The sequence below is a fragment of the Kitasatospora sp. NPDC114501 genome (assembly GCF_055633695.1).
The window spans coordinates 29254-45034 of record NZ_JBVKDS010000007.1 but is presented as its reverse complement, the minus strand read 5'-3'; the positions used below and the strand labels follow the sequence as shown (position 1 = coordinate 45034).

Annotated in this window: 13 protein-coding genes; 10 read left to right on the top strand and 3 right to left on the bottom strand. The window is 75.4% G+C overall.

Going from position 1 to position 15781, the window contains the following annotated elements; all coding sequences use genetic code 11:
- Positions 1-65: 65 nt before the first annotated feature.
- A complete protein-coding gene (eccB, locus tag ACZ7RU_RS14650) occupies positions 66-1628 on the bottom strand; it encodes a type VII secretion protein EccB (protein ID WP_470341293.1) in 1563 nt (520 codons plus the stop codon).
- A gap of 177 nt (positions 1629-1805) precedes the next feature.
- Between eccB and ACZ7RU_RS14645 the strand changes: the two genes are divergently transcribed.
- From ACZ7RU_RS14645 to ACZ7RU_RS14625, 5 genes are all read left to right on the top strand, one after another.
- The gene (locus tag ACZ7RU_RS14645; RefSeq protein WP_470341292.1) at positions 1806-2492 is read left to right on the top strand and encodes a DUF6308 family protein; all 687 of its coding nucleotides are present in this window, start codon (positions 1806-1808) and stop codon (positions 2490-2492) included.
- Positions 2493-2603: 111 nt separating this feature from the next.
- Positions 2604-4136 carry a flavin monoamine oxidase family protein gene (locus ACZ7RU_RS14640; protein WP_470341291.1) on the top strand — a complete coding sequence of 511 codons (1533 nt, stop codon included), beginning with the start codon at positions 2604-2606 and terminating at the stop codon, positions 4134-4136.
- Positions 4133-5554, top strand: a complete 1422-nt coding sequence (locus ACZ7RU_RS14635) for a glutamate-cysteine ligase family protein (RefSeq protein WP_470341290.1) — start codon at positions 4133-4135, stop codon at positions 5552-5554. Before ACZ7RU_RS14640 ends, ACZ7RU_RS14635 begins: the two co-directional genes overlap by 4 nt.
- A 209-nt stretch (positions 5555-5763) precedes the next feature.
- Complete coding sequence (locus tag ACZ7RU_RS14630) at positions 5764-6966, top strand: MFS transporter (RefSeq protein WP_470341289.1); 1203 nt, start codon at positions 5764-5766, stop codon at positions 6964-6966.
- Between the two features lie 140 nt (positions 6967-7106).
- The gene (locus ACZ7RU_RS14625; protein WP_470341288.1) at positions 7107-7844 is read left to right on the top strand and encodes a class I SAM-dependent methyltransferase; all 738 of its coding nucleotides are present in this window, start codon (positions 7107-7109) and stop codon (positions 7842-7844) included.
- 14 nt (positions 7845-7858) lie between these two features.
- On the opposite strand, the gene ACZ7RU_RS14620 is transcribed toward ACZ7RU_RS14625, so the two are convergent.
- Positions 7859-9253 carry an FAD-binding oxidoreductase gene (locus ACZ7RU_RS14620; RefSeq protein WP_470341287.1) on the bottom strand — a complete coding sequence of 465 codons (1395 nt, stop codon included), beginning with the start codon at positions 9251-9253 and terminating at the stop codon, positions 7859-7861.
- 381 nt (positions 9254-9634) lie between these two features.
- Here ACZ7RU_RS14620 and ACZ7RU_RS14615 point away from each other — a divergent pair, with 381 nt between their 5' ends.
- From ACZ7RU_RS14615 to ACZ7RU_RS14595, 5 genes are all read left to right on the top strand, one after another.
- Positions 9635-10480 (top strand): hypothetical protein, encoded by an 846-nt coding sequence (locus ACZ7RU_RS14615; protein ID WP_470341286.1) that lies wholly within the window; start codon positions 9635-9637, stop codon positions 10478-10480.
- Positions 10481-10646: 166 nt separating this feature from the next.
- Positions 10647-12554 (top strand): RiPP maturation radical SAM C-methyltransferase, encoded by a 1908-nt coding sequence (locus ACZ7RU_RS14610; protein ID WP_470341285.1) that lies wholly within the window; start codon positions 10647-10649, stop codon positions 12552-12554.
- The gene (locus tag ACZ7RU_RS14605; RefSeq protein WP_470341284.1) at positions 12554-13186 is read left to right on the top strand and encodes a DUF5825 family protein; all 633 of its coding nucleotides are present in this window, start codon (positions 12554-12556) and stop codon (positions 13184-13186) included. Before ACZ7RU_RS14610 ends, ACZ7RU_RS14605 begins: the two co-directional genes overlap by 1 nt.
- 3 nt (positions 13187-13189) lie before the next feature.
- Positions 13190-14515, top strand: a complete 1326-nt coding sequence (locus ACZ7RU_RS14600) for an MFS transporter (protein ID WP_470341283.1) — start codon at positions 13190-13192, stop codon at positions 14513-14515.
- 53 nt (positions 14516-14568) lie between these two features.
- Positions 14569-15321, top strand: a complete 753-nt coding sequence (locus ACZ7RU_RS14595; protein ID WP_470341282.1) for an SDR family oxidoreductase — start codon at positions 14569-14571, stop codon at positions 15319-15321.
- A 3-nt stretch (positions 15322-15324) separates the two neighbouring features.
- Here ACZ7RU_RS14595 and ACZ7RU_RS14590 read toward each other — a convergent pair whose 3' ends face one another.
- Positions 15325-15726, bottom strand: coding sequence for a pyridoxamine 5'-phosphate oxidase family protein (locus tag ACZ7RU_RS14590; protein ID WP_470341281.1), 402 nt, complete (start codon positions 15724-15726; stop codon positions 15325-15327).
- Positions 15727-15781 lie beyond the last annotated feature (55 nt).

Genomic DNA, 15781 nt, shown 5'->3' with positions numbered 1-15781 from the left:
TCTCTCTCCCCGCGCTGGTCGCGCGCGGCTCTGATCGACTCAACGTGACTGCCACGACCAGTGGTTCAGCCGCAGGGCGACGTTGTTCCGGCGGGCACGGCAGCACCCGCGAGGGCCACGCCGGGCACCACCGCCGCCCCGGTGGCGGGGACCGCCGGGATCCCGGTCGTCCCCGGCGTGACCGCCGCGACGGTGGGTGCCGTTCCGGCCGCCGTGTCCGCCAGCGCCGCCGGGTCCAGGCTCGGCCCGGACGGCAGCAGCGCCACCACCGCGGCCGGGACGGCCACCGGCGTCGCCCCGCCGTACCCGAGCTGCTTGGCCGCCGCCGCCGAGGGCAGCGGGTAGCGCGTCCCGCCCTCGGTGACCAGGTACTCGGTGCCGCCCGCGCCGGCGCCGGACAGCGCCCGCACCAGGGCGCCACGGCCCGGCCGGACGGCGATCCGGTCGGCCACCGCGCAGGCCGCGGCCGGTGCGCCGGTCGCCGGGCCGGCGGGCGCCGTCGGGGGGCGGCCCGCCTCCGCCTGGGCGGCGGGCAACACGGTGACGGCGGTGGTCGGGCCACCCGCACCGGTGTGCAGGTCGACGCAGACGCCCTCGCCGTGCAGCGGGACGACCAGCGTCGGCGGGGCCTCCGGAAGCCCCGCCGACGGCGGCCCGCCGGGGGCGGTGCGACCGGCGAGATCCAACGGGCCGATCAGCGCGGCCGTCGGGGCGGCGTCGCCGTACGCCTCCTTCTGGGTGCGCGGGTCACCGCGCAGCAGCTCGTACAGCGTCGTGGTGAGCGGGACCAGGCCGGCCCTGGTCAGCAGGTAGTGGGCGCCGCCCGGGGCCTCGAAGAGCTGGCCGATCCTGGTCGGCTTCCCGGCCAGCACCGGGCCCGGCTCGCCGCGCCCGGGGACGGCGGGCGCGGCGAGGTCGGGCCCGGCGGGCAGCGCGTTCAGCACGCCGGCCTGCACCGGGAACGGCGTCGCACCGCCGTAACCGAGCGCCTGGAGCGCCTGGTTGGCGGTGTCGACGCGCAGCCGCTGGCCCTGCCAGAGCAGGTGCGTCGAGCCGTCGGGGAGGGCGACCAGCAGGCCCTGGGTCGGCGTCAGCGCCCGGCCCTCGGACGCCGGGTCCACCAGCAGTCCGAGCCGGGGTGCGGGAGCGCCGGTCGGGCCGGGCTGGACGGTGCCGCAGACCAGCCAGGTGCCGCCGCCCAGGTCGGCGGCGGGCGGCAGCCCGTCCGGGGCGCCGACGATCCCGACCGGGGCGCCGCGCGGCGCGTCCGCGATCGACTCCCGGCTCACCTGGCGCACCGTCATCTGCTCACCGGCCAGCAGCCTGGCGCTGGTGTCGTTCAGCACCGGGTGCAGCTGCCCGCCGACGGACAGGTAGCGGGCGCCGGACTCCCGGACCACCACCAGCGTGCCGGGCTTGGCCCAGCCGTCGCCGCCGCCGGGCCGGATCACCCCGTAGACCGTGACGCCCAGCCCGATCAGCACCCCCACCGCGAGGCCCGTCATGGTGCCCCGGGTGGTGCGCCCGGTCGGGGTGTCCGGCGCGTCGGGCTCCGCCCGCAGCATGCCCGACGCCAGCCTGCTCATCACGAACAGGTGCGCCTGCACCTGGTCGCGTCGGGACTGCATCCAGTTCCTCCCCGGTTCCTCGCGGACCCACCCGCTGCCACGCGGCCGCGCCGCGGCGCGCCCACTACGGTCCTACGGCCCCCACCACCGGCCCGGTTCACCGCCCGGCCCGCCCGCGGCCCCGGGCCGTCGGACCCCTCTGCCACACTGGCCCCGGACACGACCGAGGGGGCTCCCATGACGGCGCTGTGGATTCCGCCGGTGTACGGGGACGGGCCGGCCTCGGTGCGGCTGCTGCGCACGTACTTCACCCGGCAGCGGGCGAAGGGCGGCTCGTACTACACGGGCGCCCACTTCGAGCGGCTCGCCGGCGGCGGCGACCGCCCGGAGACGGCGGACCGCTTCACGGCCGACGACCTGCTCGCGATCACCATGCCGAGCGTCTCGGTCGAGCCGCACGGAGCCGTCGAACTGCTCACCGACCCGGAGGGGCACTGGCACCGCCTGCTGTCCGCGATCCCCCGCGACGCCCGGCTGGAGGACCCGGCCTGCGCCCCGCTGCTCGCCCCCGGCGGGCCGGCCGCCGAGCTGTGGGAACGGCTGGCGAACCCGAGCGGCACGTACCCGGGCAAGCCCGACGGGACCGGCCCCGTGGTCGCGGGCAAGCTGCCGGCCCGCAAGCGGCCGCACCTGGTCCCCGTCTACGACGTCCGGGTGAAGGCCCTGTTCCGGCGGCCGAAGGTCGACACCGCCTTCTGGTCCGCGCTGGCCGCCGCGCTGCGCGCCGACGGCGGGGCGTTCCGCGCCCGGCTGGCGCGGCTCCGTACCGAGGCCGGGATCGGCGAGGACATCGGCGTGCTGCGGGTGCTGGACGTCATCGCCTGGATGCACCAGGGCGAGGCCGGGCAGGCCCCGGCGGGCTGAGGCGGGCTGCGGCACCGCGCCCGTCACCCGCATCGGTGCGGCGAAGTGGCAGGCGGGGGGTGTCTGGCCGAGGCTGGGGCGGGGGTCCCGCCTCAGAGGGGTACGGTGCCGATGTTCGAGACGAGCTTTGCGTTCCCGCGTTCGCTGGAGAAGCCGGTGGCCGGTGCCCGGGGCCGGGTGGCGGTGGTCGGGGCGGGAGTCGCCGGCCTGGTGTGCGCCTACGAGTTGCAGCGCCGCGGGTTCGACGTCGTCCTGTACGAGCGGGCGAACCGGCCCGGCGGGCGGGTGCGCACCCACCGGTTCTGGGACGGCACCCACGTGGACCTCGGCGCCATGCGCATCCCCGGCAACCACCACTGCGTGCTGCACTACGTCTCCCGCTTCCGGCTGGCCACCCGCCCGTTCGTCAACTCGAACCCGCGCGCCTACTACCACCTGCGCGGCCGCCGGGTCCGGGTGCAGGACGTGGCGACGCTGTTCCCCGCGTACGACCTGCGCCCGACGGAGCGGCGGGCCCCGGCCCCGCTGCTGGACCACCTGCTCGGCTCGGTGTGGCGCACCCTGACCGTGGAGCAGCAGCGCCGCACCCTGGAGGGCCACTGGGACGACCCGGCGCTGGAGCGGGCCGCCTCGGTGTCGCTGTGGCAGTTCGTCCACGAGCACCTGTCGCAGGACGCCTGGGACCTGGTCGGCCACGCCACCGGCCTCGCCCACTACGAGCAGTCCTCGCTGCTGGAGGTGCTGGTCGACTACTTCGGCCTGTTCCACCGCGGGCAGGTCGAGCTGGTCGACGGGCTGGACGCGCTGATCCACGCCTTCGTCGCCGCGCTGCGCCCCGGCACGCTCCAGCTCTCCACCCAGATCGAGGAACTGGCGCTGACCACGGACGGCGTCCGGCTCCGCGGCCGGCGGATCGGCGCCCCGCTGCACGAGGACTTCGACTACGCGGTGTGCTGCGTCCCGGCGCCCGCGCTCGACCGGATCACCGTCACCCCGGGCCTGCCGCACGCCCAGCGGCACGCCATCCGCGGCATCAGCTACGCGAGCAGCATCAAGACCGTCCTGCACCTCACCCGCCGCCGCTGGGAGCTGGAGGACGGCATCCACGGCGGCGGCAGCTTCACCGACCTGCCGATCCAGCAGTGCTGGTACCCCTCGGACAACGCGGTGCGGGCGAAGGACGGGGTCAACGGCAGCTCGGGCCCGCGCTGGGCGGTGCGCGACCCGCTGCGCTCGGCCGAGCCGACGGCGCTGCTCGGCGCCTACCTGTGGGGCGCCAACGCCCGCCGCTTCGCCTCGCTGGAGCAGGCCGACCGGGACGCGCTGGTGCTGGAGTGCCTGGAACGGCTCCACCCGGGTATCACCGGGGACGTGGACGACATCGTGCACTGCAACTGGGACGTGCAGACCGGCATGGGCGGCGGCGCCTTCGCCCACCTGACGCCCGGCGAGCACACCCGCTACCTGACCGTGCTCGGCTCCCCGTTCCCGGCGGAGCGGCCGCGGGTCTTCTTCGCCGGCGAGCACCTGTCCGGCGCCCACGCCTGGTGCCAGGGCGCGGCGCAGTCCGCCCTGGGCGCGGTGGGCTCGCTGCTCGACCGGGCCGGGCACCCCCGGGTCAGCACCCGGGTGGGGGCGGTGTGACGGTCGCCGATCCCCACCGTGCGTCCGGCCCGGCGCCCGACCCCGACCCCGGCCCGGCCCCGGCGCCCGACCCCGGCCCGGCCCTCGACCGGGCCGCGCTGCTGGCCCCGTTCCGGCCCGGCCGCAGCGAACTGGTCGGCATCGAGGTCGAGTGCGGCCTGGTCGACCCCGCCACCGGGCTGGCCGCCCGCTACTTCGGCGAGCGCGGCGTGCTCGCCGTCCTGGAGGCGGTGCTGGGCCGGTGGGGCGGCGAACGGCTGGAGGACGCCGGCCGGCTGACCGGGATCCTGCTCCCGGACGGCAGCCAGATCACCCTGGAGCACGGCGGCCAGCTGGAGTACTCCTCGACGCCCGTCCCGTCCGTGGCCAAGGCGGTGGACGACATGCGCGCCGCACTGGAGCGACTCGCCGAGCTGGTCGGCCGCTTCGGCCTCGCCCTGCTGCCCGGCAGCTACCTGCCGTTCGACCGGCTCGCCGACATGCAGTGGGTGCCGATGACCCGGGGCGCCATCATGCGGGACTACTTCGCCGGGCTGGGCGAGCCGGGCGGCCGCGCCCGGTACGTGATGGCGCTGTCGCTCTCCACCCAGGTCACCTTGGACTACCTCTCCCCCGACGACTTCACCCGGAAGCTGCGGATGCAGATGGCCGCCGCCCCGGTGGTCTCCGCCATGCTCGTCAACTCGCCGCTCCAGGGGGGCAGTTCGGCAAGCGGCCTGCTGTCCCACCGGTGCTGGGCCTGGCTGCGGATGGACCCGCGCCGGGGCGGGGTGCTGCCGCCCGCGCTGCGCCCCGGCGTCACCGTCGAGGAGGTCGTCGACTGGGCGCTCGGCATCCCGCTGATCCACTACCGCACCGCGGACGGCCGCTACCACCCGGCGCCCCCCGACCGCACCTTCGCCGACCTGCTCCGGCACGGCTACCCGGACGGCTCGCGGCCGACCCCGGCGCACTGGGCCGCCCACCTCAACCAGCTCTGGACCAACACCAGGGTCCGCAACACGCTGGAGCTCCGCGCCTCGGACGGCCCGCCGTACCCGCACATCCCGGCCGTCCCGGCACTCTGGGCCGGGCTCAGCTACCACCCCGAATCCCTCTCCTCCGCCTGGGAGTTGCTCGGCCACTACACCCTGCACGACCACCGGGCCGCACTCGCCGATCTGCCCGCCCGAGGCCTGGCCACCCGCCTCGGCGGCGACCCGGTCCGCCCGCTCGCCGCCGAACTGCTGCGGCTGGCCCGGGCCGGCCTCGCCGCCAGGATCGCGGCGGGCCTCGAACCGCCGCACGTCCTCGGGTACCTGGACCCGCTGGACGAGATCCTCGCCACCGGCCGGACCTTCGCCGAGCAGTGCCGGGAGCGCTGGCACGGCGACCTGCGCCGCGACCCGGCCCGCTACGTCGCCGCGCACCGGGTCTGAGGCCCCGGGCGCGGGAAGACCACCCGCCCCCGCGTCAGCGGTTCGGCCGGACCGCGCGCCCGGTGGCAGCCGCACCCCGGCCGGCCGGCACCACCGCCCCCCCGAAGCCGCCCGGCACCCGGAGCGCTGACACCGCCCGGACACCCGTTCGGCGCAGCGCTCCCCCGGCCGCACGGGCCGGGCTCCGGCGGCCCGCCTATGGTGGGCGGATGACCGATCGTCGGACCGCCCGGCCCGGTGTCGCCCGGGTGGGCCACCTCGTCGCCGCCGCCGCTTTCGCCGTCTGCATGGCGGGCACCACGCTGCCCACCCCGCTCTACGGGCTGTACCAGGAGGAGATCGGCTTCTCCGAGCTGACGGTCACGGTCGTGTTCGCGGTGTACGCCTTCGGCGTCATCGGCGTCCTGCTGCTGGTCGGCAACGTCTCGGACACCGTCGGGCGCCGGCCCGTGCTGCTCTGCGGGCTGGCCTGCTCGGCCGCCAGCGCGGTGGTCTTCCTGGCCGCGGACAGCGTCGCCCTGCTCTGCCTGGGCCGGCTGCTGTCCGGGTTCTCCGCGGGCCTGTTCACCGGCACCGGGACGGCGTACGTGCTGGAGCTCGCCCCGCCGGAACATCGGGCCCGCGCGGGCTTCGTCGCGACCGCCGCCAACATGGGCGGGCTCGGCTGCGGACCGCTGCTGTCGGGCCTGCTCTCGCAGTACGCGCCGCACCCGCTGGTGCTGCCGTTCGCCGTGCACCTGGGGCTGCTCGCCGCCTCGTTCGCGCTCACCCTGCTGCTGCCGGAGACGGTCGCCGGGGCCCGCCCGCTGCGCACCGCCCGGCCCGACCGGCCGGCCCTGCCGCCGGAGGTCCGCCGGGTGTTCGTGCCGGCCGGGGTCGCCGCCTTCGCCGGCTTCTCCCTGCTGGGCCTGTTCACCTCGGTCAGCCCCGCCTTCCTCGGCGCCGACCTGGGCGTCCACAACCGCGCGGTGGTCGGCCTGGTGGTCTTCACGGCCTTCCTCGCCTCCACCCTCGGCCAGCTCCTGGTGCCCCGGCTCGGCACCGCCCGGGCGATCCCGCTGGGCTGTCTGGTGCTGATCGCCGGGATGGCCCTGCTGGCCGCCTCGCTCGCCTGGGAGACGCTGCCGCCGCTGGTGCTCAGCGCCCTGGTGGGCGGCGCCGGGCAGGGCATGGGCCTGCGCGGGGCGGTCGGCGAGGTGGCCGCCGCCGCTCCCGCCGCGCACCGCGGCGGCGCGCTCTCGGTGCTGTTCGTGGTCGCCTACTTCGGCATCTCGATCCCGGTCATCGGGGTGGGCCTGCTCACCGGGCCGCTCGGCCTGGCCCACGCGGGCCTGGTCTTCGCCGCCTGCATGGCCGCGCTCGCCGCCGCGTCCGGCCTCTACCTGCTGCGCCGGCCGCATCCTCAGGCCTGACTCCCGCGCGCCGCCGTACGCGCCCGCCGTGCGCCGCCCCGCGCGCGCCGGCCACCGGCCGCCCGGGCGCGGTTGCCGCCCGGGCCGGGTACCGATAGACACGAGCCAGACACCCTGCGTGACCCCCGGAGGTCTCCGCCATGAGCGTGACGAGTCGGTACCTGGACGCCTGGGAGGGCTTCTGGCGCGACGCGCCCGAGGAACCGGGCTCGGTGATCTGGGACGCCGCACCGGCCCTCAGCGCCGAACGCCACCTCACGCTGTTCCGCCCCCATCTGGCGGACCCCCTGCTGCCCGTCGTCGACCTGGGCTGCGGCAACGGCACCCAGACCCGGTTCCTCGCCGAGCGATTCCCGCTCGCCCTCGGCGTCGACCTGTCCGAGGCGGCGCTGGACCGCGCCCGGCGCGGCGACCCGGCCGGGCGGGCCGAGTTCACCCGGCTGGACGCCACCGACGCCGACGCCGTCCGAGCGCTCCACCACCGCCTCGGCGACGCCAACGTGTACGTGCGCGGGGTGATCCACCAGAGCGAGGCGGCCGACCGACCGCGGGTGGTCGAGGCCATCGGCGTCCTGCTCGGGGCACGCGGCCGGGCCTTCGTGTTCGAGCTCGCCGAGGCGGCCAAGGGCGTACTGGGCGAGCTCGCCCGCGGCCCGGCCGGCCCGCCCCCGAAGCTGCGCCCGGTGTTCTCCCACGGGCTCGCCCCCGCCGAGGTCGCCGACGCGGTGTTCCCCGAGCTGTTCCGCGCGGCCGGCCTCGACATCCTCGCCACCGGCGAACTGCCGCTGGCCACCACGGAGTCCACGCCCGACGGCGCCCCGATCGAGCTGCCCGCGCACTGGCTGGTCGCCGGGCCTGGCGGCTGCGCGCCGCACTGAGCCGACGTGTCCGGCTACTCCGCCGCGCCCTCGGGCCGGATGTTCAGGTTGCCGCGCAGCACGTTCGCCGGGTCGTACGCCTTCTTCACGGCCGCGAGCCGGGCGTAGCGCTCCGGGCCGTAGATCTCCCGCGCCCTCCGGTCGCCCTCGCCGTGGACGTAGTTGGCGTACGCGCCGCCGGTGCCGAAGGGCCGCAGGGCCTCCACCGTCTCCCGCGACCAGGCGATGTGCTCCGGGTCATGCTCCGGGTCGGTCCAGTGCGCCTCCGCCGTCACCTGGAAGGGCGCGGCGCGGCCGGGGAAGGCGGAGTCCTCCTCGGGGACGTCGGCGATGGCCCCGCGCAGGAACTCGAAGTCGATCGAGCAGAGCGCGGACGGGTTGGCCCTGGTCGCCTCGACGAGCCGGGCGACGGCCTCCGGCGAGAGGTCCTCGACGTAGCAGGACTTGACGAAGTAGCGGTCGCCCTTGGGCTCGCTGCTGTCGCCGAGCGCCTGGAGCTGCGGGTACGACATCGGGATGCTGATCCGGGCCGCGGGCACGACCTCCCGGTAGAGGGCCTCGGTCTGCGCCCGGCCCTCCTCCTCGTCGCCGGTCCACACCGCCAGGAGCAGCAGCGCGGGCCGCCCCCGCAGGTGCTCCGGTATCCACTCCTGCTCGCCCGCGCGCTTCAGCCCGCCGACGGTGTGCAGGCCGGCAGGCTGCCGCTCGGTGTACTTCCGGTAGGCGGCCAGGGCGTCCGGGACGTCGTCCAGGGCGTAGACACCCATGCTGAACAGGGCCGGTCCGACCGGGCGCAGCCGCAGGGTGAAGCGGGTGACCACGCCGAAGTTCCCGCCGCCGCCGCGCAGCGCCCACAGCAGTTCGGGGTGGCTGTCCTCGGTGGCCTCGACGACCGATCCGTCGGCGAGGACGACCTCGGCGGCGAGGATGTGGTCGCAGGTCAGGCCCCAGCGGCGGGCGAGCCAGCCGTACCCGCCGCCGAGGGCGAGCCCGCCCAGGCCGGTGTGGGAGATGACGCCCGCGGGACAGGCCAGTCCGTACGGCGCCGTGGCCCGGTCGAGGTCGCGCAGCAGGCAGCCGCCCTGGGCCTCGGCGGTGCGGGCCTGCGGGTCGACGGTGACGGCGCGCATCGGCGACAGGTCGATCATCAGCGCCCCGTCGGCGACGGCGCTGCCGCCGACGTTGTGGCCGCCGCCGCGGACGGTGACGTCGAGGCCGTGGGCCGCCGCGTGGCGCAGCGCCTCGCCGACGTCCGCCGCGGTGCGGCAGCGGGCGATGTGGGCGGGGCGGCGGTCGTGCATGCCGTTCCACACCGTGCGGGCCTCGTCGTACCCGGCGTCGCCGGGGCTCAGCCAGTGCCCGGGCGGTGCCGTCCGCGGTGCGACGTCCTCCGGCATGTCCTGCGGCATGGTGGCGGCCCCTCTCCCTCACGGTGTCACGGCCGGGTGAGGGGCCCCGTCAGCCGGTGCGCCCCCCTGACCGATGCATGGCGCAGACACGATAGGTGGCCCACCGGCGGTGTGCTGGTGAACAGCTGATCACGGGTCAGGTTTCGGCCATCCTCCGGGCCGACCTGAACCCACCGGGACCGACCGTTCCGTCGGCCCGTCCGCCGGTGATCCGCGCTGGTCATCCGTGGATCATCCGGCGCGCCGCGGAAGGAGCGTCCGCGCCCGGGATCTTGGCGCGTTTGCGGGGACGGAGCGACGAAAACGTTCGAACAATCGGAGCCGCCGTGTTTTGCTTCCCCGGACATGACAGCGGTCGGCTCGGCGGCAACGGGGTGAGGGATGGCAGGGACCGAAGGTGCTCCGGGCGGACCGCGCCCGCCGGGCGTCGCCCGCTACCGCGCCCGCGGCGTCCCCGACCTGCACCACCGCTTCATCCGCGACGCCCGCTCGCACGACTGGGAGCCGGCCGAGGTGGTCCACCGGGCCCTGCGGGACCGCACCGACCAAGCCCCGCCCTCCGAGCTCTCCTGGCTGATCGCCAGCGGCAGCACCTACGCCGAACAGGTCGGCATGGACGTGGCGGCCGGTCTGCTGCACGCCTGCCCCGAGGGCGACATGAAGCTGGTGCTCGCCACCGCGGTGGCCGACGAGGCCAAGCACTCGGCCGTCTTCCACCGCTACGCGCACGCCGTCGCCGGGTCGGTCAAGGACCCGGGGGACGCCGTCGAGGAGCTGTCGCACGACCTGTGGTCGCTGGACGACTACACCGCCCGCTTCCTGGCCCACACCCTGGCCGAGGGCTTCGCCGCCGACGAGTTCCGCTGGTTCGACGAGGGCCTGCGCGGGGACGGCCTGGGCGAGGTGTACCGGCTGGTGCGCCGGGACGAGTCCCGCCACGTCGCGCTCGGCATGGCCTACCTCACCCACGGACCCGGCGCGGACCGACTGCGCCGCCTGCCCGCCGAGTCGCTGCTCGCCGCCGAACAGGTGGTGCTGAAGCACAACGACGTGGACAAGCTGTCCGCGCTGGTGCACCGGCTGCTGCCCGGTACGCCGGCGCCCCGTGTCGCCGCCTGGCTCCGGGCACGGCACGCCACCCGCATGCGGGTGCTCCTGAACGTCCGGGACGACCGGCAAGAACTGTCCCGGCGCCGCAAATCCCCGCGAGAACACATGGAGGTGTGATGGAGATCAAGAAGGTTGCCGTCCGCGCTGAGACCAAGGCGGCCAACAAGTACAGCGTGAGCACACGCCGCGCCGCCAAGTAAGCGCGAGTTCCGTACCGAGGCGGCCGTACCCCCGGTGGTACGGCCGCCTCTCCACTGTCCGAGAGAGTCCGAAAGGCCAGGGAATGCGTATCGCGCTCGTCTCCATGCCGTGGCAGGCCCTGGAGATGCCGTCGCTCCAGGTCGGTCTCCTGCACGCGCTCGTCACCCGGGAACGGCCGGCCGACGAGGTCACCGAGTACCACGGGTGGCTGCGCTGGGCCGAGTACCTGCTGGAGCACAGCGACGGCGAACTGACCCCGACGGAGTACATGACCGTCGCCGACGACCAGGTGTTCGACGGCTTCGGCGACTGGGTCTTCTCGGGCTGCCTGTACGACGACGAGCACTGGGGCACCGAGCAGCTGACCGCGTACGCGGAGCGCACCGGGTCGTCGATCGACAGCCTGCTGCGGATGCGGCCGCACGCCGCCGGGTTCATCGCCGAGGCCGCCCGCGAGGTGCTCGCCGGGAACCCCGACGTGGTCGGCATGACCACCACCTTCCTGCAGAACGTGCCGTCGCTGGCCCTCGCCCGGGAGATCAAGCGGCTGCGGCCCGAGGTCGTCACCGTGCTGGGCGGCAGCAACTGCGACAGCGTCATGGGCCACGCCCTGCACCGCAACCACCGCTTCCTGGACCACGTCGTGCGCGGCGAGGCCGAGCGGGCCTTCCCGGCGCTGCTCGCCCACCTCGAGCGCGGCACCGCCCCCGCGGACGTCCCCGGGGTCTGCTGGTGGGACGGCGACACCTCGCGCGCCAACCGGGAGGCCAAGGGCACCGTGCCGATCGGGCTGCTGCCCAGCCCCGACTTCGACGCCTGGCAGGAGTCCTTCGACGCCTCCCCGGTGGCCGAGTTCGTCGAACCCAAGCTCGTGGTGGAGGGCGCCCGGGGCTGCTGGTGGGGCGAGAAGCACCACTGCACCTTCTGCGGGCTCAACGGCAGCCTGATGGAGTTCCGCTCCAAGAGCGGCGAGCAGCTCTGGTCCGAGATCGAACGGCTCGTCCACCGGCACAAGTTGCTCGACGTCATCACGGTCGACAACATCATCAGCATGGACTACTTCCGTGACTTCCTGCCACGGGCCGCCGAGAGCGAGTGGGACCTGCGCATCCACTACGAGGTGAAGTCGAACCTCAGCCAGGAGCAGATCGCCCTGCTGGGCCGCGCCCGGGTCACCCACGTCCAGCCCGGCATCGAGAGCCTGAACAGCCGGGTGCTCGGCCTGATGGACAAGGGGGTCACCGGCGCCCGCAACGTCCGTACCATGCGGGAGTGCGAGAACCACGCGCTCACCTGCGTCTGGAACTACCTCTACGGGTTCCCGGGCGAGCACGACGAGGACTACACGGAGATCATCGACCAGATGCCGGCCCTGCGCCACCTCCAGCCCCCGGGCGGTGCCACCCGCATCGCCCTGGAGCGGTTCAGCCCGCACTTCACCAACCCCGCGCTGGGATTCACCGAGCGCCGCCCCGCCGACATCTACCAGCACGTCTACCAGCTGCCGCGGGAGGAACTGGAGGACCTGGTCTACCTGTTCGACGCCCCGGCCACCGGCATCCAGGGCGAGCTGGAACGGCGGCTGGTGGAGGAGATCGACCGCTGGACGGAGGCCTACCCGTCCTCCCGGCTCCTGCTCGAACCGGCCGCGGACGGCGACGGCGGCGAGGACGGCGACCTGCTCGTCCACGACGAACGCGAGGGCTGGCCGCGGCGCACCCACCGGCTGACCCACTGGCGGGCCGCCGCGTTCCGCGAACTGGACCACGGCCGGACGATCCCCGCCCTGCACCGCCGCCTGGCCGAGGCCGGGCACCAGGTCCCTCTGGCCGAACTCACCGCCTGGGGACGTGAACTCCTGGCGCACGGACTGGTGTTCAAGGACGGCGACACCCTGGTCGCGCTGCCCACCCGGGCGGTGCCGGTCCGCGCCCCCGGCCTGGACGCCCCGCTCCTCGCCGCCGTGCCCACCCCCGAGGAGGTGGCGTGATGCCGATCGCCAAGCCCTCCCTGGCCGCGCCGGACCGGCCGGAGCTGCCGGACGTGCTGCCGTACCGGCTGGACGGCCGGCTGGTCGTCCTCACCGAGCCGGTCCCGCTCGGCGCGGGCGGGCGGACCGCCGCCGAGGCCGTCCGGCTGCTGCGCGAGTGCCAGAGCCACGTCCTGCCGGTGCACTGGTCCCTGGCGCCGGACGACCCGGTGCTGCACGAGCCGGCGGCCGCCGACTTCGCCCTCCACCACCTGCACCACCTGCCGCCGCCCGCCGGCGCGTCCGGGGGCTCGTCCGGGGACTCGGAGAACGCGGCGGCCGAACGGGCCCTGGCCGACTGGCGTGCCGCGTACGCGTACGGGCGGTTCTACTACCGGCAGGGCCCTGGCTTCCTCCAGGTCAGGGACCGCCGGGACCCGGACGCCTCGGCCCGCTTCGCCCTGGACCACCCCGACCTGGTGGCCACCTTCCGGACCTGCCTGACCCCCACCGCCCTGGACGACCTCAGCGGTACGGGCCGTGAGGCGGTGTCCGTCCTGGCGTCCGAGGGACTGGTGCTCGTCACCCGGGGCTGGGCGGTGACACTGCCTCCACGCATCCGCCACTGGACCGTGCCCGACACAGGAGTCTGATACATGGGATCTTCCACGGCCGAGGAGTCGTCCGTACCCGCGGAGTCCGGCCCTCCCGCGACGCCGCCCCCGGCCCCGGAAGCCGTACCGCTGCGCCGGCACCGGCCGTTGCTGCTGCTGGTCACCGAGCAGATGACCAGCTCGGTGGGACGGCAGGTCACCGCGCTGGCGCTGCCGCTGCTGGCCATCGCCCACCTGCACGCCGGCCCGCTGGGCTCCTCGGCGCTGATGGCGATGACCTACCTGCCCGGCGTCCTGCTCAGCCCGCTGATCGGCGTCGCCGTCGACCGGGCCCGGCTGCGGCGGATGCTGGTCTCGGTCTCTTGGTTGCAGGTACCCGCCATCGGCAGCGTGCCGCTCGCGGCGGCGCTGGACGGCCTGACCTGGCCACACCTGTTCGCCGCGGCCGCCGCCTCCGGGGCGCTGAGCTCCGCCCAGAGCGTCGCGCTGCAGTCCTGTCTGCCCCGCGTGGTGCCCACGGAACGCCTGCTGCCGGCCAACTCCTCGCTCACCGGGGCCCGGACCATCGGCCTGATCGGCGGTCCGGCGCTCGGCGGCGTCCTGATCGGCGTGATCGACCCGGCCCCGGCGCTGCTGGTCGAGTGCGCCGCCTACCTCGTCGGCGGGGCCCTGTTCCTCGCGCTGCCCGCCGCGCTGAACCGGTCCTCGCAGGAGTCGGGCAGCGGTGCGCGCTCCCGCGTCGAGGCGCTGAAGGAGGGCCTCGCGGTCATCCGGCGCGAGACCCTGCTGCGCCGCCAGGCGCTGGCCGCGGCCGGGCTCAACCTCGGCGGCGGGGCCGGCGGCGGGCTGTTCGTCCTGTACGCCGACCAGGAGCTGCAACTGCCCCCGTGGCAGCTCGGCACGGTCTACGCCGCGTACGCCGTCGGCATGGGCACCGGGGTGCTGGCCGCGATCTCCGTCACCCGGGCGCTGGGCATGGCCCGGGCCATCCGGCTGTGCGCCGTCGGCGCCGGGGCCGCCCTGTTCCTCATCCCGGCGGCCTCCCTCGGCCTGCCCTTCCCGGTGCTGGTCCTGTACCAGCTGCTGTTCGGGCTGCTGGCCACCGTCTGGTCGATCGCCATGACCACCGGACGTCAACTCGTCACCCCCGCCCACCTGCTGGGCCGGGTCAACGCCTTCCTGGGGGCCGTGCTGACCGCCACCCTGCCGGTCGGCGCCTTCGTCGGCGGCTGGCTCGCCTCCCGGGTCGGCATCGTGCCGGTGCTGGTCGGGGCCGCGGCCGTCGCCCTGGCGGGCGCGAGCAGCCTCTGGTTCCCGCGCGACATGCTCGCCGGGATCGAGCGGGCGGCCGAGGCGAAGAAGTCCTGAGGCCCGAGCGGAAGAAGACCCCCGAGCCCGTCACCGAGGAAGCAGGAGGACGCATGCCCGGCACAACGGGAACCGTGCTCGTCACCGGAGCGAGCAGCGGCATCGGAGCGGCCACCGCGCGCCGGCTCGCCGCCCGCGGACACGACCTGGTGCTGATCGCCCGGCGCGAGGACCGCCTGAAGGCGCTGGCCGCGGAGCTGTCCGCCGGGCACGGCACCGCCGCCGTGGCGGTGCCGCTCGACCTGGAGCGCACCGACGAGCTGTCCGACGCGCTGACGGACGTCCTCGCGGCCCTGCCGGGTCCGCTGTCCGGCGCGGTCCTGGCGGCCGGGCACGGCCGCGGCCACGGCCCGGTGCGGGAGGCGGACTGCGCGCCGTGGGAGTCCCAGCTGCGGGTCAACCTGCTCGCCCCGATGGTCGTCACGCGTCGGCTGCTGCCCGAACTGGACGCCACCGGCGGGGACCTAGTCCTGATCGGCTCCCTGTTCGGCACCCGGCCCTCGCCCGGCTACGCGGCCTATGCCGCGACCAAGCACGGACTGGCCGGCTTCGTCCGCTCGCTCGCCGAGGAGGAACGGCCGGCCGGCGGCTGCCGGATCTGCCTGATCTCCCCCGGCGCCACCAACACCGAGTTCGCCTCGGTGCTCGCCGGGGCCGCGACCCCGCGCGTCCACGAGGTCACCGACTGGCCGTACCACCCGCTGCTCGCCGAGGACGTGGCGGCCGCCGTCGATTGGGCGATGAGCCGGCCCGGGCACGCCCGGGTCACCGAGCTCACCATCGACCCCACCGACGCCCGGTACTGACGCTCAGGCCCGGCCGAGGACGCGGTCGACGGTGATCTCGATGACCACCCGGTCCGGGTTGACCCGCGGCTCGCGGTAGCGCTCGGCGTAGCGGCGCTCCGCCTCGGCGACCTGCTCGGGCTCGTCACGGACGACGGCCACGCCCTCCAGGGTCGACCAGCGGGCCCGGTCCACCTGGCAGACCGCGACCCGCAGGCCCGCGGGCCCGGCCTCGGCGACGTTGCGGGCCTTGCGGCTGGTGCGGCTGGTGATCACCCGGGCGGTCCCCGTCTCCGGCTGGTACGTCACACCGACCGGCACCACGTGCGGCGTACCGTCCGGGCGGGTGGTGGTCAGCGTGGAGATGTGCCGCTCCCGCCAGAAGGCGAGGAACGATTCGTCGAGGTCGCGCGGGTCGTGGGCCATGATCGGATGGTACGGCCCCCGGGGAACCACCGTTCCCCGGGGGCCGTGGCGGTAC